Source organism: Pseudomonas sp. Marseille-Q5117 (assembly GCF_946901175.1).
GTDB classification, from domain to species: Bacteria; Pseudomonadota; Gammaproteobacteria; order Pseudomonadales; family Pseudomonadaceae; genus Aquipseudomonas; species Aquipseudomonas iranensis.
Genome location: NZ_CAMPPP010000026.1, coordinates 35,238 through 52,832 on the forward strand (window position 1 = coordinate 35,238; position 17,595 = coordinate 52,832).

The 17,595-nt window shown below is 59.6% G+C and carries 21 protein-coding genes; 7 read left to right on the plus strand and 14 right to left on the minus strand.

The features are described from left to right. Positions 1 to 23: 23 nt before the first annotated feature. Entirely contained in the window at positions 24 to 800 is a 777-nt protein-coding gene (locus tag OC605_RS27080; protein ID WP_262140389.1) for an SDR family oxidoreductase, read from the minus strand. A 208-nt stretch (positions 801 to 1,008) separates the two neighbouring features. On the opposite strand from OC605_RS27080, the gene OC605_RS27085 reads away from it, so the two are divergent. Further along, a complete protein-coding gene (locus OC605_RS27085) occupies positions 1,009 to 1,917 on the plus strand; it encodes a LysR family transcriptional regulator (protein ID WP_262140390.1) in 909 nt (302 codons plus the stop codon). 10 nt (positions 1,918 to 1,927) lie between these two features. On the opposite strand, the gene OC605_RS27090 is transcribed toward OC605_RS27085, so the two are convergent. Next, the gene (locus OC605_RS27090; RefSeq protein WP_262140391.1) at positions 1,928 to 3,367 is read right to left on the minus strand and encodes an HD domain-containing phosphohydrolase; all 1,440 of its coding nucleotides are present in this window, start codon (positions 3,365 to 3,367) and stop codon (positions 1,928 to 1,930) included. 88 nt (positions 3,368 to 3,455) lie between these two features. Here OC605_RS27090 and OC605_RS27095 point away from each other — a divergent pair, with 88 nt between their 5' ends. Together OC605_RS27095 and OC605_RS27100 are read left to right on the plus strand one after the other, a co-directional pair. Then, the gene (locus tag OC605_RS27095) at positions 3,456 to 4,229 is read left to right on the plus strand and encodes an alpha/beta fold hydrolase (RefSeq protein ID WP_186568975.1); all 774 of its coding nucleotides are present in this window, start codon (positions 3,456 to 3,458) and stop codon (positions 4,227 to 4,229) included. A 26-nt stretch (positions 4,230 to 4,255) separates the two neighbouring features. Further along, positions 4,256 to 5,800: a GMC family oxidoreductase gene (locus OC605_RS27100; RefSeq protein ID WP_262140392.1), complete on the plus strand. Its 1,545-nt coding sequence runs from the start codon at positions 4,256 to 4,258 to the stop codon at positions 5,798 to 5,800. A 35-nt stretch (positions 5,801 to 5,835) separates the two neighbouring features. Here OC605_RS27100 and OC605_RS27105 read toward each other — a convergent pair whose 3' ends face one another. Further along, positions 5,836 to 6,777, minus strand: a complete 942-nt coding sequence (locus tag OC605_RS27105) for an aromatic alcohol reductase (protein ID WP_262140393.1) — start codon at positions 6,775 to 6,777, stop codon at positions 5,836 to 5,838. A gap of 93 nt (positions 6,778 to 6,870) precedes the next feature. On the opposite strand from OC605_RS27105, the gene OC605_RS27110 reads away from it, so the two are divergent. Next, positions 6,871 to 7,329, plus strand: a complete 459-nt coding sequence (locus tag OC605_RS27110; protein ID WP_186568978.1) for a winged helix-turn-helix transcriptional regulator — start codon at positions 6,871 to 6,873, stop codon at positions 7,327 to 7,329. Between the two features lie 11 nt (positions 7,330 to 7,340). On the opposite strand, the gene OC605_RS27115 is transcribed toward OC605_RS27110, so the two are convergent. Further along, complete coding sequence (locus OC605_RS27115; RefSeq protein WP_217863652.1) at positions 7,341 to 7,754, minus strand: PaaI family thioesterase; 414 nt, start codon at positions 7,752 to 7,754, stop codon at positions 7,341 to 7,343. 132 nt (positions 7,755 to 7,886) lie between these two features. Here OC605_RS27115 and OC605_RS27120 point away from each other — a divergent pair, with 132 nt between their 5' ends. Continuing rightward, a complete protein-coding gene (locus tag OC605_RS27120; RefSeq protein ID WP_262140394.1) occupies positions 7,887 to 8,342 on the plus strand; it encodes a GNAT family N-acetyltransferase in 456 nt (151 codons plus the stop codon). A gap of 7 nt (positions 8,343 to 8,349) precedes the next feature. Here OC605_RS27120 and OC605_RS27125 read toward each other — a convergent pair whose 3' ends face one another. The 9 genes from OC605_RS27125 to OC605_RS27165 all read right to left on the minus strand — a co-directional run bounded on the left by OC605_RS27125 (position 8,350) and on the right by OC605_RS27165 (position 15,864). Beyond that, on the minus strand, positions 8,350 to 8,979 hold the full coding sequence (locus OC605_RS27125; RefSeq protein ID WP_262140395.1) for a DUF3885 domain-containing protein: 630 nt from the start codon (positions 8,977 to 8,979) through the stop codon (positions 8,350 to 8,352). A gap of 48 nt (positions 8,980 to 9,027) precedes the next feature. Continuing rightward, on the minus strand, positions 9,028 to 9,969 hold the full coding sequence (locus OC605_RS27130) for an AraC family transcriptional regulator (protein ID WP_262140396.1): 942 nt from the start codon (positions 9,967 to 9,969) through the stop codon (positions 9,028 to 9,030). Between the two features lie 284 nt (positions 9,970 to 10,253). Continuing rightward, the gene (locus OC605_RS27135) at positions 10,254 to 11,078 is read right to left on the minus strand and encodes an oxidoreductase (RefSeq protein WP_186568981.1); all 825 of its coding nucleotides are present in this window, start codon (positions 11,076 to 11,078) and stop codon (positions 10,254 to 10,256) included. 186 nt (positions 11,079 to 11,264) lie between these two features. Further along, positions 11,265 to 11,597, minus strand: a complete 333-nt coding sequence (locus tag OC605_RS27140) for a hypothetical protein (protein WP_262140397.1) — start codon at positions 11,595 to 11,597, stop codon at positions 11,265 to 11,267. 211 nt (positions 11,598 to 11,808) lie between these two features. Then, complete coding sequence (locus OC605_RS27145; RefSeq protein WP_262140398.1) at positions 11,809 to 12,882, minus strand: ArsO family NAD(P)H-dependent flavin-containing monooxygenase; 1,074 nt, start codon at positions 12,880 to 12,882, stop codon at positions 11,809 to 11,811. Positions 12,883 to 12,951: 69 nt separating this feature from the next. Next, positions 12,952 to 13,665, minus strand: coding sequence for an arsenical resistance protein ArsH (gene arsH / locus OC605_RS27150; RefSeq protein WP_262140399.1), 714 nt, complete (start codon positions 13,663 to 13,665; stop codon positions 12,952 to 12,954). A gap of 47 nt (positions 13,666 to 13,712) precedes the next feature. After that, on the minus strand, positions 13,713 to 14,183 hold the full coding sequence (locus tag OC605_RS27155; protein ID WP_186568984.1) for an arsenate reductase ArsC: 471 nt from the start codon (positions 14,181 to 14,183) through the stop codon (positions 13,713 to 13,715). A gap of 16 nt (positions 14,184 to 14,199) precedes the next feature. Beyond that, positions 14,200 to 15,483, minus strand: coding sequence for an arsenic transporter (locus OC605_RS27160; RefSeq protein WP_262140400.1), 1,284 nt, complete (start codon positions 15,481 to 15,483; stop codon positions 14,200 to 14,202). Between the two features lie 24 nt (positions 15,484 to 15,507). Continuing rightward, positions 15,508 to 15,864 (minus strand): metalloregulator ArsR/SmtB family transcription factor, encoded by a 357-nt coding sequence (locus OC605_RS27165; RefSeq protein ID WP_122610110.1) that lies wholly within the window; start codon positions 15,862 to 15,864, stop codon positions 15,508 to 15,510. A gap of 281 nt (positions 15,865 to 16,145) precedes the next feature. Here OC605_RS27165 and OC605_RS27170 point away from each other — a divergent pair, with 281 nt between their 5' ends. Both OC605_RS27170 and OC605_RS27175 read left to right on the plus strand, forming a co-directional pair. Next, a complete protein-coding gene (locus OC605_RS27170) occupies positions 16,146 to 16,532 on the plus strand; it encodes a MerR family transcriptional regulator (RefSeq protein ID WP_016774345.1) in 387 nt (128 codons plus the stop codon). A gap of 70 nt (positions 16,533 to 16,602) precedes the next feature. Further along, entirely contained in the window at positions 16,603 to 16,995 is a 393-nt protein-coding gene (locus OC605_RS27175) for a carboxymuconolactone decarboxylase family protein (RefSeq protein ID WP_371857522.1), read from the plus strand. Positions 16,996 to 17,054: 59 nt separating this feature from the next. On the opposite strand, the gene OC605_RS27180 is transcribed toward OC605_RS27175, so the two are convergent. Next, on the minus strand, positions 17,055 to 17,595 hold a 541-nt coding region (locus OC605_RS27180; RefSeq protein WP_262140402.1), incomplete at its 5' end, for a zinc-binding dehydrogenase.

Sequence of the window (17,595 nt, forward strand, 5' to 3'; positions counted from 1 at the left end):
ATCCCTGACCCGCAAACTGCCGGCTAGATTGTCGGGATGGTCCCGCCGTCGATCACAAATTCACTTCCTGTGATCGAAGCCGCTCGCGGCGACGCCACAAACCCGATCAGCTCAGCCACTTCAGCTGGCGTCGATGGGCGGCCGAGCGGGATACCGCCCAAGGCTTGCATGATGATGTCCTTGCCACCCTGATAGTCAGTGCCTGCCTCCTGCGCGAGTCGCTCGGCGAATGCGACCGATGCTTCGGTTTCGACCCAGCCCGGGGAAACCCGAACCACACGGACCCCTTTGGGCGACACCTCTTTCGACAGGCTCTTGCTGTAGGTCGACAGCGCAGCCTTGGCCGCCGCGTACGCTGTGGTGGATTCCGGCAGTGGCAGTCGACTCTGGATGGAGGTGACATGGATCACCACGCCATCCCGACGCTCAAGCATGCCCGGGAGCAGGGCGCGATCGAGGCGCACCGCTGGCAGCAAATTCAGATTGAGCTCGCGTTGCCACTGCTCCTCGTCCAGCGCTGAAAAACCACCACCGGGGGCCGACGAGCCACCCAGGACATGAACCACTATGTCGACGCCGCCCAGTTGCTTTTGGACCGCTGCGATGAGTGCGTCACAACCTTCCCGTGTCGAAAGATCAGCCGCAACCAGCAGTGCGCCCGGCATTTCGACGTCCACTTGCCGAGCCGAAGTGATGACCTTTGCCTCCTCGGCGAGGAACCACTCGACCACTGCTTTGCCGATTCCCTTGGTGCCGCCAGTGACGAGCACCCGTTTGCCAGCCAATCCTGAATTCAGCATGGCGAGATCTCCAGCGCTCGGAATTGATGGATCGCGTCGTAGATTTCTTTCTCGTCGATGACCGTGACATGCGTCTGCACGACGGCGGGAAGTTGAAGGTTCATTGGCTGACTCCTTATTGATTAACTGGAGTCATCTTGCTGGGTCGCAGATAGTTTGTTCAACTGGGACAAAAATTAATGACCTATCCCGGAAATCAGGACAATCCATGGTTCAGGATCGCTTGGCCCTCAATGAACTGGACGCCGTCATAGCCGTGGCGCGAAGGGGGTCGTTTCGCCAGGCCGCCATTGATCTCGACGTCTCCACTACCGCGCTGAGCAACACCATTGCGCAACTGGAAGCGCGCCTCGAATCGCGACTGTTCAACCGCACCACCCGCAGCGTCGCCATCACCGAAGCGGGCAGGGTGTTTCTCGAACAGGTGGGGCCAGCGTTGCAAGATTTGCGTGCGGCACTCGACGCAGTGCGCTCGCAAAACGCCGGACCCTCGGGCACGTTGCGCATCAACGCCTTCGCCAGCGCTGCGCGTTCGGCGCTGCTGCCACTGGTGATCGAGTTTTTGCAGCAGCATCCGAAAGTCCATATTGATCTTGTAACCGAAGGCCGGCTGGTGGATATCGTGGCTGACGGCTTCGATTTCGGCGTGCGCTCGGCAGGCCTGGTGCCCAACGATGTGATTGTGGTCCCCGTAGGGCCGCCGCAGCGTTACGCAGTGGTCGGTTCGCCGGGGTATTTTGCACAACACGGCAAACCGCGCACGCCGTCCGATCTGCTCGGGCATCGATGCATCCGCGTGCGACTGCCGAACGGGGCGATTTTCCCTTGGTATTTCGAACGGGACGGAGAAGTTACCCGTCTGGATGTGAACGGTCCGCTTACGCTGGATGAATCGAGCGTGGTCAAGGTCGCAGTGCAGGCGGGCATGGGGCTGGGCTTTTTCATGGAGCAGGACGTTCGTGACGAAATCCGCACCGGCGAGTTCGTGCAGGTACTCGAGGACTGGCCCCCGCCCCGAGACAGGTTGTGCCTGTACTCCCCGAACCGCCGCAATCCCTCTGCGGCCGCCAAGGCATTCATCGAACTTGCTCGCGCCAGGCAGGCTGATCAGGCGTGACCGGGTGGACTCAGGCGATCAAGCCCAGTGTCAGCCCCTTCAGGGTGGCGGCTGCCCGGGTCGAACACTGCAGTTTGCGAAAGATGCTTTCCATGTGCGTGCGCACCGTGCTCGGACTGATAGCCAACAGTTGCGCGACTTGTTTGTTGCTGGCGCCACGGCTGATCTCCAGAAGAATGCGGCACTCACGGGCTGTCAGCAGCGAAGGCTTGGGTTGCCGCAGGCGGCGCTCGCCACTGGCGGCAGCAATGACCGCTTCGCAGCCATCGTTATCGAACAGGCCACGGCCAGCATCCTCTTTGAGTAGCTTGCCCGCTGCGGCTTCGTCGTGGGCTGATCGCCAGGGCCGGGCCTGCCTCAACGCCACCCAGGCGACCGAGGTGGCGAACAGCCGATGTTCGGCATTCAGTGCATCACCCGCCACGCCGCGAAAATAGCCGCTGCCATCGAGCCGTTCATACGCGTGGGGGGCTATCTCGGCGGGCGCGGCCAGTTCCATTACCGGCCTGAGCGCCTGTTGCGTCCAGTAAGGCACCAGGCGCACTCGCTCTGCCGCACCGTAGGGCAGCGGCCCTGGGCTATTCCATAGGTGATTGGAAACGGCTGCGCGGCCGAGACCGTAAATCAGCGCGGACTTGCCAATGTTTGCCAAAGTCGGTTCACCCAGCCCCCACAGGCGCGCAGCTTCCATGGCGACATGGGCGACCTGACGCGAATGCCCGGCCAGCCATGGCAGCTTCAAGTCAATGACGTCTCCGACCAAAGTCAGCGAGACACGACGCTGCTCAGGCACGGGTTCAACTTTAGTGGAAAGCGTTTCGAGTTCCGCCAGCCAGGCCTTGGCATTAGCCACCAGCAACGACACCAGCGACGCTGGATAGCGCCGATCCGACTGCTCGTTGATCCAGCGCAACGCCGCGTCCAGGCCGTGAGCGCGAGTGAGAATATCCAGGTCACCGGCCATGACCACCTGATAGGCGACCTCCGGGATGTGTTCATGGCTTACGCCCAACGGTCGGCCAGTGCCGTCGTAAGTTTCGAACACCCGACACAGGCCCGCTTCGACGGCGGTTCCGAGCTGGAGGGTTTTGGCGATTGCACCGGACACTTCACAGTGCACCACGGCCAGCGGGGTTGCCTGATGCACCGCGTTCATCTGTTCATTGCCGAGGGTCAGATCGAGCATTGCGCGGCGACCATCGACGTCGTCGCCCAGCAGGTCGGCAAAGCCTTCGGCGTTGGCCGTGCACCCAGACCAGCGCAGCAAGGCAATCTGCTCTGCAACCTGCAAATGCTCACCGGCGCCGTGGCATGCCTGCGCGAGCATCCGCGCCAAAGCGGCAACGCGCCGGGAATGACCGAGCGGTTGCCCCATGCTGAGGTCACCGACCTGGGCGATGGTTGCCAGTGCGCCGTCCAGCGAGATGTCCAGTTGCAAGCCACTATCCATGAAAAATGCCCCGGGGTCGGATAATTGACCGATGCCCACAACGCAGGCCAGTCAGCAGAATCTGAACTCCCGAACAGGAGCTCATCCAATGAAAACAATCAAATCGAAATTCGCCACCGTCGCCTTTGCCCTGGCCAGTACCTTCTTGGCCGGCGCCAGCCACGCGCAGGATACAACGCCTTCGGTGGTGATCGTACACGGCGCCTTCGCTGACGGTTCCGACTGGGCCAAAGTCGTGCCACTGCTGCAAGCCAAAGGCGTGGCCGTGACCGTTGTGCAAAACCCGCTCACCTCGCTGGCCGACGACGTTGCCGCCACGCGCCGCGCGCTGAACAACCAGCAGGGCAAGGTGGTGCTGGTCGGTCACTCCTGGGGTGGCACGGTGATCACCGAGGCTGGCAGCGACCAGAAAGTGAGCGCTCTGGTGTATGTCGCCGCCTTCGCGCCAGAGGCCGGGCAAACCAGTGGCGAACAGGGTAAAGGCGCGCCGACGCCGCCGGGCATCAGTCAGATCAAGGCTGACGGTAACGGCTTCCTCTATCTGACCCCCGAAGGCATGGCCAAGGACTTCGCTCAGGATCTGCCGGCCGCGCAAACTGCCGTCATGACTGCCACGCAAGGACCGATCAAGGCCTCGGCTTTCGAAGATAAAACCACCGTTTCGTCCTGGAAAACCAAGCCGTCCTGGTACCTGCTCGCTACCGAAGACCGGATGATTCATCCCGACGTCCAGCGTTCTGCCGCCAAGCGTATCGGTGCGAGCCTTGCAGAGGTGCACGCCAGCCATGTCCCGCAGCAGTCGCAGCCGGCCGAGGTCGCCGCAGTGATTCTCAAGGCCGTGCACAGCGTTGCTGAACAGTGATCGCGGCAGCGAAGGGGAGCGGGCGTATGAACCCTCGAAGCGATCACGACTATGACTTCATTGTCTGTGGTGCCGGCACGTCGGGCTGCGTGGTCGCTGCGCGGCTTGCCGATCAGTCAGGCGCACGGGTTCTGCTGATTGAGGCCGGCGAAGACTATTCGGGCGCCGAGGTGACAGAACCAGCGCAATGGCCGCTGAACCTCGGCTCTGCGCGCGACTGGGCATTCGAGGGGCAATCCGATCCACGCCTCAACGGCCGACGGCTCCCGCTGAGCATGGGCAAGGGGCTCGGTGGAGGTTCGAGCATCAACGTGATGGTCTGGTCGCGCGGCCATCGCGCCGATTGGGAGCATTTTGCTGCCGAGTCTGGCGACCCGGCCTGGGGCTACGCATCGGTGCTCGATTACTACCGCAGGATCGAAAACTGGCAAGGCAGCCCGGACGCCACCCGGCGTGGTTCAGGTGGGCCGGTACATGTCGAGCAGCCGGCCACGCCTCAACCCCTTGCGTGGGCAACGCTGGAGGCGGCCAGCGATCTGGGCATCCCCCGATTCGACAGTCCCAATGGCGTGATGATGGAAGGGGCAGGTGGGATCGCTGTCACCGACTTGCGCATCAAACAGGGCAAGCGCGAGTCGGTTTACGACGCCTACATCCGGCCACACTTGCACTGTCCGAACCTGACGGTGCTGACCGGGGCGTTGGTGACCCGCGTGTTGCTGGTCGGCACCCGGGCCGTCGGTGTCGAAGTGTTGATCGCCGGCGAGCGGCGCCGGTTTCATGCCGCAGCTGAAGTCATTCTGTCCATGGGCGCGGTGCAATCACCGAAAGTGCTCATGCAGTCGGGCATCGGCCCGGCGGATGAACTGCGAAAACACGGCATCGCACCGGTCGTTCATTTACCCGGTGTCGGCGAGAATTTGCAGGATCATCTGGCTTTCGGCTGCACGTGGGAATACCAACAACCCCAAGCGGTCGCTGGCAGCGGATGCGAAACCACCTTGTACTGGAAAAGCGACAGTCGCCTGGAAGCCCCGGATCTTTTGCAGTGTCAGCTGGCATTCGCGGTACCGTCTCCGCCTGAGGTCGCCATTCAACCGCCGGAACATGGTTGGACGATGTTCGCCGGGTTGGCCAGACCGGCCAGTCGCGGACGCCTGCGGCTATCGGGTGCAGGGCCGCTGGATGCACCGATCATTGAGCCGAACTCCCTGAGCGAGCCCGAGGACATGGCAGCGGCATATGCGTCGATCGAACTGTGCCGCGCACTCGGCAACAGCCAGGCCTTCAATGGGCTGATCAAGCGCGAAGTCGTGCCCGGTCCCAGAGAGCGTCGCGCTATGGAACAGTTCATCCGCAACTCGGCGATGACCTACTGGCACCTGTCGTGTACGGCAAAAATGGGCCGCGATGCGCTGTCGGTGGTTGACCATCAATTACGCGTATACGGGATCGACGGGCTGCGCGTCGCAGATGCCTCGATCATGCCGCGCATTACCGTTGGCAACACGATGGCGCCGTGCGTCGTTATTGGTGAGCGGGCAGCGGAGCTGGTGCTTGCGGGAGTATAAAGCGCCCACAACGCCCCGCTGCGCAAAATCTGCTTTCACTCGTTCGCAAGATTTTCCCGCGCCCACTGCTCGGCCGTCGTGACCTGTATCGCCCGCTGCTCATTGAACGTGCCCGCTTTCGGCCACGCCACACCTCGACCTTGGGCAAACACCGCGCGGTATTTTTTGATGTGGTGAGTGGGGTCTTTTTCCAGTTCCTGCATCAGGTGCGGCACCGTCCAGACGTTACGCTTGAAGGGCCGTCCGAGCACGCGTTCGAGAAGGCCCGCGACCTGTTCATAGGTCAGCGTGTCGCCCGACAGATACACGATCTCGTTGCGAAAACGCGGTTCGAAGAAAACGATTTCTGCAGTCAGTTTGCCGATGTCGTCCGGGGTCGTCAGCGTCACGCTGGTGTCCAGGCTGCCCAGGGCGTTAACGGTGTCGTTGTCGAAATCAACGACTTCAAACACCGGCTCGAAGAGGAAACTGGTAAACATGCCGGTCGAGATGATCACCCATTCGGTTTTTTCCTGCGCGCGCAGCAGTTCGCGCACGTCGAGCTGAGCATCGAACAGATCCTGCGGACTGCCCCGGCCGATGACTTCGAAGTCCACGCCAAACTGCCAGGGAAAGTAGCGTTTGATGCCCGACTTGAGCGCAGCGGTCGCCAGCTTCATCGGCGTCTCGCGACCAGCGACCATGCCGGCGCAGCCGATGACGGTATCGAAAGGTGCGAAGACTTCGGCCAGTTGGTCGATCGAATCGTTGACCAGATCTGCCGCCACCATCTGCACGCCGAGACTGCGCAGTTCATCAATTTCGGCTTTCTTTGCCGGCACCTGACTGTCGATCGTCGAGGCCCTGAGCAGGACACTGATCGTGCTGCCGGGCGAGCGCTTTGCCACTCGCGCAAGGTTGCGCAAAACCGGCAGGCCGAGCTCGCCTGCGCCCAGGACAAGAATGGATTGCGGAGAAGGGTGGCTCGATTCGGTCATGATGTCTCCTGAGATCTGCATGTAAGATCGGCAAATGCTGGCACGATCGGGCAGCACTCAGAAGAAGGCACACGCGTGATACCAAGTGAAGAAATGACTGATCAGCAAGCGCTCAGTGAGGCAGAAGCGATCTGCCAGACGCTCAGACGAGACGATGATGGCGTGCGCCGCGAAGTGCTCGCGCACGCCGGCAGTCGCTGGTCTTTGGGCATCCTGCATGCCTTGGGGGTGTACGGCACGATGCGCCATGCCGAGCTCAAACGGCAGATGACCGGCGTGACTCAGCGCATGTTGACCAAAACCCTGCGTGCGCTGGAACGCGACGGCCTGCTGACCCGGCGCGAGCTCGACCAGGTGCCGCCGCACGTCGAGTACGAGCTGACGCCATTGGGCATGGGCTTGCTGGTGCGGATGTCGCCGATCTGGACTTGGGTGGTGGAAAACGTCGAGGGTTTCCGCCAAGCGCGACGCACGTTCGATAGCCAGATCGGCAAGAAACCCTCATGGCAAATTCCTGTTCCAGCGCGGGATGATTCTGAAGCGTCAGACTGAGGTTTCGCGCTTCAGCTCAGCGGCACCGCGAACACGGCACTGGCGCGCGCAACCGTTCGCTCACCGACGTGCAGACTGACGCCAGCAAACGCCAGTTGGCGGCCCTTTCTGGAGTGTTCAAGACGCACTTCGAGCCACTCGTTGATTTGCACCGCACCGAGATAATCCAGGGTCATGCTCGCCGTGATCAACGGCTGCGGCGGATCGCTGGAGAAGGCCATGGCGTAGCCCATGCCGACATCGGCCAAAGTCGCCAATACACCACCATGCAAAGTGCCGCGACCATTGGCGTGGCGGGAGTCGGTCAGTAAACCCAATTCCAAGTGCAGCCCCTGACCTCTGGCGTAGATCGGGCCGAGCAGATCCAGCAACGGACTGCTGCGGGTGAATGGTGTGAAACCTTCGGGAATGGCCGTGGTGTTCATGATCCCATCCTGATGCAGGTGGCTGACCTGTTTGATTGGGCGGGGAAACACAGGAGGGGGCAAGCACTATGCGGATGGGGAATTTGCTGCGATAAGTGCTGTACACGGAACTGACCAGCAAGGGGCTACGGGATGGATATTCAAATTCACATTGCGAGGGATGCGGATGCATCGGCTATCAGTGAAACGATCATCAAGACGCTCCGTGAGAGCAATGCTCGCGACTATCCACCCGAGATCATTGATCGAGTGATTGAAAGTTTTTTGCCCTCGAACATCCTTCGTTTTTTGACTGAGCGTCAGGTGCTGGTCGCTACGCTCGAGAGTCAAATCGTCGCAACGGCAAGTCTCGATCAAGACGTTGTTCGAAGCGTATTTGTCGACCCGGACTTTCAAGGAATGGGTGTTGGAAGACAGCTGATGAAGAGCATTCAATCACTCGCCATGGACACAGGTTTCAACTTGCTGCGCGTTCCTTCCTCAGTCACCGCAGAAGGCTTCTATGCTTCGCTCGGCTTCAAGAAAATCAGAGATGAGTTTCATCAGACGGAGCGCACGATCATCATGGCGAAGAAGTTGAAACGATAGCGTTCATCTAACGTTTAAGCCTGCCGAATGTGGCTTCCATCGCTGCCCGGTCAGGGTCGAGCAACCAGGCATGATGACGTTGATAAAGCTGCAAAAGTAGTTCGGTGTTGGCTCCAACCACGTCCATGCCTCTGTCGTCATAGGGAAAGATCATGACTCGCTTGGGCAGATTGAACAGGTAGACAGCACAGTTCGCACGCGGTTGCATAGCACCGAAGTCCTTGGCCAATGCGCACCAGAGTAGTGCTTGAATGCTCGCCACAGACGCTTCGAAGGCGACGTTGACCCAATATTCCGGCTCTTCCTCACTGAACCATTCCTCGTTGTCTATTTCTTCGCTCCAGATGCACAGCGCTGATGGAGTGTCGATTCCAGCAGATTTAAGGGCGCGAAGAGTGCTGCGATGGGCGAATCGATTGCGACCGGAATGAATGCGCAGACACGCTACAAACGATGCGTCCCCTTGGAAAATGTCGCCGCAGATGGATATGGATTTGCGCATAGCGGTCAGGAATTGCTCGATCATTCCGCCCGTTTCGGAGAGTTCGAAACGCAATCCTCCCGGCCAGGAATAGAAAAGCGGACGGGCGAATGCCTGGGGTCCAAATGCGTTTTCGATCTCAGCTCTCAGATTCACTTTCTTCCCTTCAATGTGGATTTCTGTTTGTTCAAGACGCGGGTGAAGTCAGTGCGACGACACAAACGGCGAAGCAGTCGTCGGTGCCGGCAGCGCATAGGCCTGTTTCATCCACGCAACTTCCGCTAGCGGTGTGCGGCCGAAGAGGCGTTTGAAGTCGCGGCTGAATTGCGAGGCGCTTTCGTAGCCGACCAGAAATGCAGTTTTTGCCGCGGTCAGGTCGTTACGCAGCATCAGCAATCGCGCCTGGTGCAGCCGCGTCGACTTCAGATACTGCATCGGCGAGGAGTCGGTGACCTTGCGAAAGTGCAGATGAAAATTCGGCACGCTCATCTGCGCTTCCTCGGCCAGGGTTTCTACGTCGAGATGCTGGTGATAACAGCTGTGGATCTTGTGGATGGCGCGGGTCACTTTGCCGAACTGACCTTGCTGGGCGATGGCGGCACGCAGGGTGCCGCCTTGTTCGCCGGTGAGGATACGGTAGTAGAGCTCGCGCAGCATCGCCGGGCCGAGGATTTGCGCGTCGGCATCGTCGCTCATCACTTCAAGAAAACGCAGGGTTGACCGGCGCAGCGGTTCGTCGAGAGGCGAGGCGTACATGCCCATCGGTTGGGATCTGGGGAAATCCCACAGTTCATCGACCTGCTGAATCAGCTCGCCAGCCAAAGCGAAATCCAGGCGCACGTACACCGCGAGCATTGGCTCGGCTTCGCTGGCGTCGGTTTCCATGGTGAAGGGTACCGGCACCGACACCACCAGATAATGCTGAGCGTCGTAGACGTAGACTTCATCGCCAAGATAACCGCGTTTACGCCCCTGACAAAGGATCACGATGCCCGGCTCGTACAGCACCGGCGTGCGGGTCAGCGGTCGGTTGGAACGCAGGAAACGCACATCGTCCAGCGGGCTCAGGTTGTAACCTTCCAGCGGGGCGAGCTTGCTCATTAGCTGGACCATGCGCGCTGTGATTAGGTCTTTCGGTTTCGGCATGGGCTGTGGGTTTCCTTGTGAAAAGGCGGGTTTGAACCTGTCTGGCTGATTGGCGGGGTGTCAGACAGAGCCCTCACCCTAGCCCTCTCCCAGAGGGAGAGGGGACTGACCGTGGTGTTTGATCGGGATCTGCCGACCTGAAATATCGCGCCGAATGCTGACCGCGCTGTTCTAGAGTAATAAGCCCTGCGGAAATCTTCGAGGCAGGCTCAGGAGTTGAATCCACCCGCGATCGGCTCCCTCTCCCTCCGGGAGAGGGCTGGGGTGAGGGTGCTTTTGATCTTTCAGCCATCCGTCGAGCGGCTAAGCGCTGCCCATTGCTCAATACTCTCCGCCGTGCGCTGCAATTTGTCACGCACCAGCGCCAGCGCATCACTGCCCAATAGCAGGTGAGCCGGCGGGTTTGGACTGTCGATGATCGTCAGCATGACCCGTGCAGCTTTCTGCGGATCGCCCAGCTGATGGCCACTTTTCTCCTCCCGGGCCTTGCGCACCGGATCGAAGCTTGCGTCGTAGTCACTGATGCTACGCGGCGTGCGTTGCATCGAGCGGCCTGCCCAATCGGTGCGAAATGACCCCGGCGCCACAGCGGTGACAAAAATATTGAAGGGCGCAAGCTCCTTGCTCAAGGTGTCGGAGATACCCTCAAGCGCAAACTTGCTGCCGCAGTAATACGCGATCCCGGGCATGGTGATATGGCCGCCCATCGAAGTGATATTGAGGATATGCCCCGCGCGGCGCTGGCGGAAATACGGGACAAACGCCTTGGTCACCGCCACTGCGCCAAACACGTTGACGTCGAACTGGCGACGCATTTCCTCCAGCGATGACTCTTCGAAAATCCCCTCATGGCCATAACCTGCGTTGTTGACCAGCACGTCCACCGGGCCGTGACGATCCTCCACAGCCGCAACCACCCTATCGATGGCATCGAATTCGGTAACGTCCAGCAGCACCCCATGCGCGCGCTTGGGCGACAGCGCTTCGCAGGCTGCCAGCGCGGATTCACTGCGCACTGTGCCGATAATCCTGTGACCTTGAGCGAGCGCTTCCTTGGCCAGCGCCTGGCCGAAGCCGCTGCTGACACCGGTGATGAAAAGAGTCTTCATGGATCTGTACTCCAAGAGGCAATTGGAGAGGCCATGCTAGGGCGGATAACGCTGGTGGACGATGCCGAATCGGATCGAAGTATTGCCTGTTCCTATCAATAGGGTTTTCCAGGTCTTGCCTCAAAAAGCGGAAAAGTCCTGCAGGTCTCAAACCCGCAGGACTTTTCCTGTCTCAGCATCACGCGCTTATGCTGCGCGACGGCCCGGTGTACGGTCCGATCCATCAGCGGCGAGGGCCTCACCCAGTGGGGTGCGGTCTGAGCCGTCGGCAGCGATGGCCTGACCTTGTGGGGTCTTGTCATAGCCGTCTTCAACCAGGCCTTGTTCCTTGAGGCGGTTGCGGCCGTTTTCAGCCAGAGCCTGACGCTGCGGCGTACGTTCCGAGCCATCGGCAGCAACAGTCTGCTGTGGTTCGCTGACCTGGGTGAAGAAACGATCTTCCTGATTGCTCGGTACGGCGAATGCGCTGGCGCTGAGAGCGAAGGTGGCGATAGCGATCAGTTGGCTTACAGTTTTCATGGCGGTGACTCCGGTCAAATTTCGATTGAGGTCCGGGTCGTTCAGATCAGTCTCTGGTTAACCCGTTGCAGTGGTGTGTTCTGCATGGGTTCAGATTAGGGGGCAGGGCGGTATCGGCGTTAGGCGGATACTGTTGGCGATTTGCCTGATTCTGCTCGCTGAAGATGATTTACAGGCTAGCGACCTTATGGCTTCACGGCGCCGCGAGCAATCAGGTTCCGCCAGAGAGATAGCTTTGCACTTGCCTGACTACATCGCGAGCGGTGCGGGTTACGCCGATCAATGTGGCAGAAGCGAGGCCCGTCCAGTCGCCGTAACCCACCAGCCACAAATCGGGTATCGCAACGCTTCGGCTTTCGTCCACAATCACTTTGCCATCCCGGCCTACAACGCCCAGGTTGTTCAGGTGGTCGAGCGCCGGAGCAAATCCCGTGCACCAGATGACAGCGTCCACTTTTGTCTCGATTCCCGATGACCACACAACCCCTGTCGAAGTGAAACGCGTGAACGGCCGTACCGCGCTCAATACACCGCGTTCGCGAGCTTCCTTGACCGGTGGCACCATGACGATGTCGCCCAGCCCTCCAACGGGCTGTTGAGGCTCCACGCCATCCTGCTGCGCCTTCAATCGAGCAGTAGCGCGTTCGAACAGGACGCGTCCATCCACCTCATCAGGTAGAAACGTTGGGGCCTGTTGCGTAACCCAGGTTGCCTGAGCCACTTTGGAGACCTCGGCGTAAATCTGGGCGCCCGAGTTGCCGCCACCGACGACAAGGACGGTTTTACCCGCAAACTCGTTCGGCCCGACGTAATGAGCGGAATGAAGCTGCCTGCCTGCAAACAATGCCTCGCCGGGATAGTCCGGTACGAATGGGCAGCTCCAGGTGCCAGTTGCACTGATAACCGCTTTGGCGTCCCAGTGGTTGTCCTTTGAGATAACACGCAAGCCGCCTTCGATCTTCTCGACACGGGTCACCCGCGTGGAGCGGATGATGGGGAAGTCATACCGGCGCTCGTACTGAGTCAGGTATTGGACAACGTCGTCCCGCCCGGGCGTCCCCTCGGACAGGGCCGGCATCGGCCAGCCTGCAATCGAACTCCATGCCGACGGCGAGAAGAGCCGCAGCGAATCCCAGCCATGCCGCCAGGCGCCTCCTGGTCCCGGCTCGGCATCCAGCAGCACGTAAGACAAGCCTGTGCGCTTCAAAAAATAAGCGACAGTCAGCGCGGATTGGCCACCACCAACGACCACGACATCAAGTTTCGAATTCTGACTCACCAGCATCCTCCCGGCGCAAAGGCCTCAACTTGTGAAAGATCGTGGTGCGGCTCATACCGGTTCCGCACACGGGCATCAAATCGAACGCTGGTTGACACGTCTGGACAGCTCTTCGGCGGATTCCTTACGCTCGGAATAACGGTCGACCAGGTAATCCTGACGATCTCGCAAGAGCAGCGTGAACTTCATCAATTCTTCCATCACGTCTACCAAGCGGTCGTAGTAGGCGGAAGGCTTCATACGTCCGGCCTCATCGAACTCGGTGAATGCCTTGGCCACGGAAGACTGGTTCGGGATGGTGAACATCCGCATCCAGCGGCCAAGTACCCGCAACTGATTGACCACGTTGAAGGACTGCGAGCCGCCGCAGACCTGCATCACAGCAAGGGATTTGCCTTGCGTAGGTCGTACAGCGCCCAGTGCCAGCGGAACCCAGTCGATCTGCGCTTTGAACACGGCACTCATGGAGCCGTGACGCTCGGGAGAGCACCACACCTGACCCTCTGACCATTGCATCAGCTCGCGCAGTTCCACGACTTTGGGATGCGTGTCGGGTGCGTCATCAGGCAGCGGCAGACCCGCAGGGTCAAAAATCCTGGTTTCGGCGCCAAACTCCTTCAGCAGGCGTGCCGCTTCTTGCGTGACCAGACGACTGAATGAGCGCTCTCGCGTCGATCCGTATAACAGCAGAATGCGAGGTTTATGCTGCGAAGGATTGCGAGGAGACAGCTGCTCCAGCGTAGGAATGTCGATCAGGTCGGCGTGTACGTTCGGCAATGTATCTTGCATATGAACTCCTGCGGCGGCGCGTGGAGGGGCGCCGCCTCGGTTGATCTTTAAAGCGAACCGATGCGGTTCAGTTCAGCTTTCAACTGTTCAGCGCTGATGGTCTTCAGTGGCAGCGCAAGAAATGCGCTCACGCGCTCGTGGATTTTGGCCAGTGTGGTTTCAAATGCAGCGGTGATCTCGGCTTCCGACCCGCTAGCCTCAGATGGGTCGGCCAGCCCCCAATGCGCCTTCAGGGCTGGGCCGAAGAAGATCGGGCATGCTTCTCCAGCAGCGCGATCGCAGACGGTAATGACGATGTCGGGAGGCGAGCCCTCAAAAGCATCCGAAGCCTTGCTGCTCAAGCCTGCCGTGGAGATGCCCGCCGCCTCCAGCGTTTGCAATGCCCGTAGATTCACCCGGCCACTGGGAAAGCTTCCCGAGCTGACGGCTTCTACACCCTCGGGCGCCAAGTGGTTGAAAAGCGCCTCGGACAGAATGCTGCGGCAGCTGTTGTGGGTGCACATGAACAGGATTTTCATCAGACGATTCCTTGATTCAGAAACTTAGGCGCAGTGCCAGGGCGGACAATGTGGCGACGAGAATGGGCAAGGTCAGCACGATCCCGGTCTTGAAGTAGTAACCCCAGCTGATCGTGATGTCTTTCCGGGCGAGCACGTGCAGCCACAACAGCGTGGCCAGGCTCCCGATCGGGGTGATCTTCGGGCCCAGGTCGCAGCCGATGATGTTGGCGTAAACCATCGCTTGCTGGACTACACCGTCGACTTCGGCGGCATGAATGGATAAGGCGCCTACCAGAACGGTGGGCATGTTGTTCATGATCGAAGACAGCAATGCTGTCAGCAGCCCTGTACCAAGGGACGCGCCCCAGACGCCATAACCGGCGAACACGTTCAGGATCTGCGCGATGTGGTCGGTCAGGCCGGCGTTCTTCAGGCCATAAACAACCAGGTACATACCCAAAGAAAAAATCACCACCTGCCATGGCGCCTCTTTGAGCACCTTGCTTGTGTTGATGGCATGACCACGAGCCGCGATGACATAGAGAATGCATGCACAGACCGCTGCGATGGCGCTGATTGGCACCCCCAATGGCTCAATGACAAAGAAGCCGATCAGCAGTAGTGCCAGCACCCACCAGCCGGCTACGAAAGTGGCACGGTCATGGATTGCGTCATCCGGATTGTCCAGTTGGTTGAGGTCATAGGTCTTTGGTAAATCTTTGCGGAAAAACCACAGCAGCATGGCTAATGTCGCCGCCACGCTGACGATGTTTACCGGCACCATGATCGAAGCATATTCGTTGAAGCCGATATTGAAGTAGTCGGCAGAAACAATGTTGACCAGGTTGGAAACCACAAATGGCAAGCTCGCCGTATCTGCGATAAATCCAGCGGCCATGACGAACGCCAACGTCGCGGCGGCAGAAAAACGCAGCGCCAGCAACATCGCGATTACGATGGGAGTGAGGATCAATGCCGCTCCGTCGTTGGCGAACAGTGCCGACACAGCCGCACCCAGCAGGACGATAAATGCGAACAGCCTGCGGGTGCTTCCGCCTCCCCACCGAGCCACGTGCAATGCAGCCCACCTGAAAAAGCCTGCCTCATCAAGCAGCAAACTGATGATGATGACCGCGATGAATGTCCCAGTGGCATTCCAGACGATGCGCCAGACCTCGGGTATGTCTGCAAGGGTAACGACGCCTGCCAGCAGCGCCACGATGGCACCGAGCGTCGCACTCCAGCCAACCCCGAGTCCCTTGGGCTGCCAGATGACAAGGACGATGGTGGCGATAAAGATCAATACGGCAATCAGCATTTCATTAATCCGGTTGGGCGTGAATCAGTTGCACACGGCTTGGTTGATCGGACGGTCGCTCATGCCGCAAAGGCGCTTGGCCTCGGTTTCCAGCCATTGCTGATTGGCGTCTACCACTTCCTTCAAAACTGCAGCCACCCACGCGGGCAAATCAGGATTCACCCGGTAGTACACCCATTGACCCTGGCGACGATCCAACAGCAAACCGGCAGAGCGCAGCAGCGCCAGATGACGAGAAATCTTCGGCTGACTCAGGTCGAGCGCTGCCGTCAGCTCGCATACACAGAGTTCACCTTGGCTCACGACAAGCAGGGAAATTTTGGCTCGGGTGTCGTCGGCCAGGCACTTGAACAAGGTGGTGGGGGTCATGGGTTCTGTCATACGTCCTCCAAAAGCTTTTGTCTTGACCAAAACGAAGTGCCTGATGCGCTTGCGGATGTCGTGACGCGTAATGGTGAAAGGCGGCGGCATGATTGCCGAGCAATGGATACGGATAACCGAATATACGCATAGTCATATATCTGGTAAAGCGAATATAACAGCGGTTGAACCGTCGAGACTGATAGCGACGGACCGCGCGGATAGTGCCCGCGATTTGTCTGATTCCACTGATTGAAAATAGCCATTGACTTAGAGCGCACTCAAACCTTTACGGTGATGACATGAATCCAGAACTGACAATTTCAAAGTTGGCCAAACGCCTTGATTTGAGCGCTCACACGATCCGCTATTACGAGCGCATCGGGCTGTTCGATCCGGTTGGGCGCGGTGGCAATGGCCACCGGGTATACGCCGAGAAGGATGTGCTGTGGGCCGAGTTTCTGCTCCGGCTGAAGGCGACCGGAATGCCGATCCAGCAAATGCTGCGGTATGCCGAATTGCGTCGATCAGGCGACTCGACCCTGGCAGAACGCCGCGAGCTTCTCGAGCAGCATCGCCGGGACGTGCAAGCGCAGATCAGCCAGTTGAGCCAGTCCCTGGAGGTTCTGGATAACAAGATTCAGATCTACCACCAACTCGAGCAAAAGGAGCATCACCATGATCCGTAAACTTCCCGGCTTCAACCGCTTGCTGTCCGCCACACTGATTGGCGCAAGCGTGACCGGTGTCGCAGCGCCGGTGGAGATGACTGATCGTCGAGAGCGCGGAGAAGCCGCTCTGACGCAGATCACTGGCGGACCTGGTCAGGCAGTGGTTGATTCATTGAAGGATACTGCTCCAGAGCTTGCGGACTGGATTCTGAGTTTTGCCTACGGCGATGTCTTCGCCCGCCCCGGTCTCGATCACTGCACTCGTGAGTTGGCAACCGTTGCGGCACTGACCGCACTGGGCAATGCCCAGCCACAACTGAAAGTGCATATCGGCGGCGCCCTGAACGTCGGGTGCACGCCGGAGGCGGTGGTCGATGTGATCTTGCAAATGACCGTATACGCAGGGTTTCCCAGCGCCTTGAACGGTATAACCGCTGCGCGTGAAGTCTTTGCTGCTCGCGGGATCAGTGTTAAGTCTTGAGTGCGCTGGCCGCTGACCTTGCAACAGGACGGTGCAAGGCCAGATTTGATCGACCTGCCTTAGCGCAAATCCTCCGGCCGCATCGTCAGAATAATCTTCCCGACATTCTGCGAAGACTCCATCCGCCGATGGGCATCGGCTGCGCGGGACAACGGAAAGGTGCTGTCCACCACCGGTTCCAGACTCGCAGCGCCGGCGAAGCGTTCCAGCCAGTGGTCGCGAAAGCGCTGGATCATCGCGTGCTTCTCCGGCTGGGTGCGCGACTTCATCACCGTTCCGATGATTTGCAGGTGCCGGTAGAGGATGTGCTCCAGCTCCACGTCGACCTTGCCGCCGCCGCCAAGAATGCCGACCTGCACCAGGCGGCCGCCGTGGGCCAGCGAGGCGATGTTGCGGGCGAAGTAGGGTGCGCCGATAAAATCAATGATCACATCGACGCCGCGCCCTTGGGTTTTGTCGGCGATGACTGCGGCGAAATCCTCGTTTTTGTAGTCGATGGCCACGTCGGCGCCCAGGTGTTCGACACGTGACAGCTTGCTGCCTTCGGTGGTCGCGTACACCGTGGCGCCTGTGGCGTAGGCCAGTTGCACGGCAGCGGAG

Excerpts from the sequence above, each read along its gene's own strand:
- OC605_RS27080 (WP_262140389.1), bottom strand. The coding sequence starts at position 800 with ATGCTGAATTCAGGATTGGCTGGCAAACGGGTGCTCGTCACTGGCGGC.
- OC605_RS27085 (WP_262140390.1), top strand. The coding sequence starts at position 1,009 with ATGGTTCAGGATCGCTTGGCCCTCAATGAACTGGACGCCGTCATAGCC.
- OC605_RS27090 (WP_262140391.1), bottom strand. The coding sequence starts at position 3,367 with ATGGATAGTGGCTTGCAACTGGACATCTCGCTGGACGGCGCACTGGCA.
- OC605_RS27095 (WP_186568975.1), top strand. The coding sequence starts at position 3,456 with ATGAAAACAATCAAATCGAAATTCGCCACCGTCGCCTTTGCCCTGGCC.
- OC605_RS27100 (WP_262140392.1), top strand. The coding sequence starts at position 4,256 with ATGAACCCTCGAAGCGATCACGACTATGACTTCATTGTCTGTGGTGCC.
- OC605_RS27105 (WP_262140393.1), bottom strand. The coding sequence starts at position 6,777 with ATGACCGAATCGAGCCACCCTTCTCCGCAATCCATTCTTGTCCTGGGC.
- OC605_RS27110 (WP_186568978.1), top strand. The coding sequence starts at position 6,871 with ATGACTGATCAGCAAGCGCTCAGTGAGGCAGAAGCGATCTGCCAGACG.
- OC605_RS27115 (WP_217863652.1), bottom strand. The coding sequence starts at position 7,754 with ATGAACACCACGGCCATTCCCGAAGGTTTCACACCATTCACCCGCAGC.
- OC605_RS27120 (WP_262140394.1), top strand. The coding sequence starts at position 7,887 with ATGGATATTCAAATTCACATTGCGAGGGATGCGGATGCATCGGCTATC.
- OC605_RS27130 (WP_262140396.1), bottom strand. The coding sequence starts at position 9,969 with ATGCCGAAACCGAAAGACCTAATCACAGCGCGCATGGTCCAGCTAATG.
- OC605_RS27135 (WP_186568981.1), bottom strand. The coding sequence starts at position 11,078 with ATGAAGACTCTTTTCATCACCGGTGTCAGCAGCGGCTTCGGCCAGGCG.
- OC605_RS27140 (WP_262140397.1), bottom strand. The coding sequence starts at position 11,597 with ATGAAAACTGTAAGCCAACTGATCGCTATCGCCACCTTCGCTCTCAGC.
- OC605_RS27145 (WP_262140398.1), bottom strand. The coding sequence starts at position 12,882 with ATGCTGGTGAGTCAGAATTCGAAACTTGATGTCGTGGTCGTTGGTGGT.
- arsH (WP_262140399.1), bottom strand. The coding sequence starts at position 13,665 with ATGCAAGATACATTGCCGAACGTACACGCCGACCTGATCGACATTCCT.
- OC605_RS27155 (WP_186568984.1), bottom strand. The coding sequence starts at position 14,183 with ATGAAAATCCTGTTCATGTGCACCCACAACAGCTGCCGCAGCATTCTG.
- OC605_RS27160 (WP_262140400.1), bottom strand. The coding sequence starts at position 15,483 with ATGCTGATTGCCGTATTGATCTTTATCGCCACCATCGTCCTTGTCATC.
- OC605_RS27165 (WP_122610110.1), bottom strand. The coding sequence starts at position 15,864 with ATGACAGAACCCATGACCCCCACCACCTTGTTCAAGTGCCTGGCCGAC.
- OC605_RS27170 (WP_016774345.1), top strand. The coding sequence starts at position 16,146 with ATGAATCCAGAACTGACAATTTCAAAGTTGGCCAAACGCCTTGATTTG.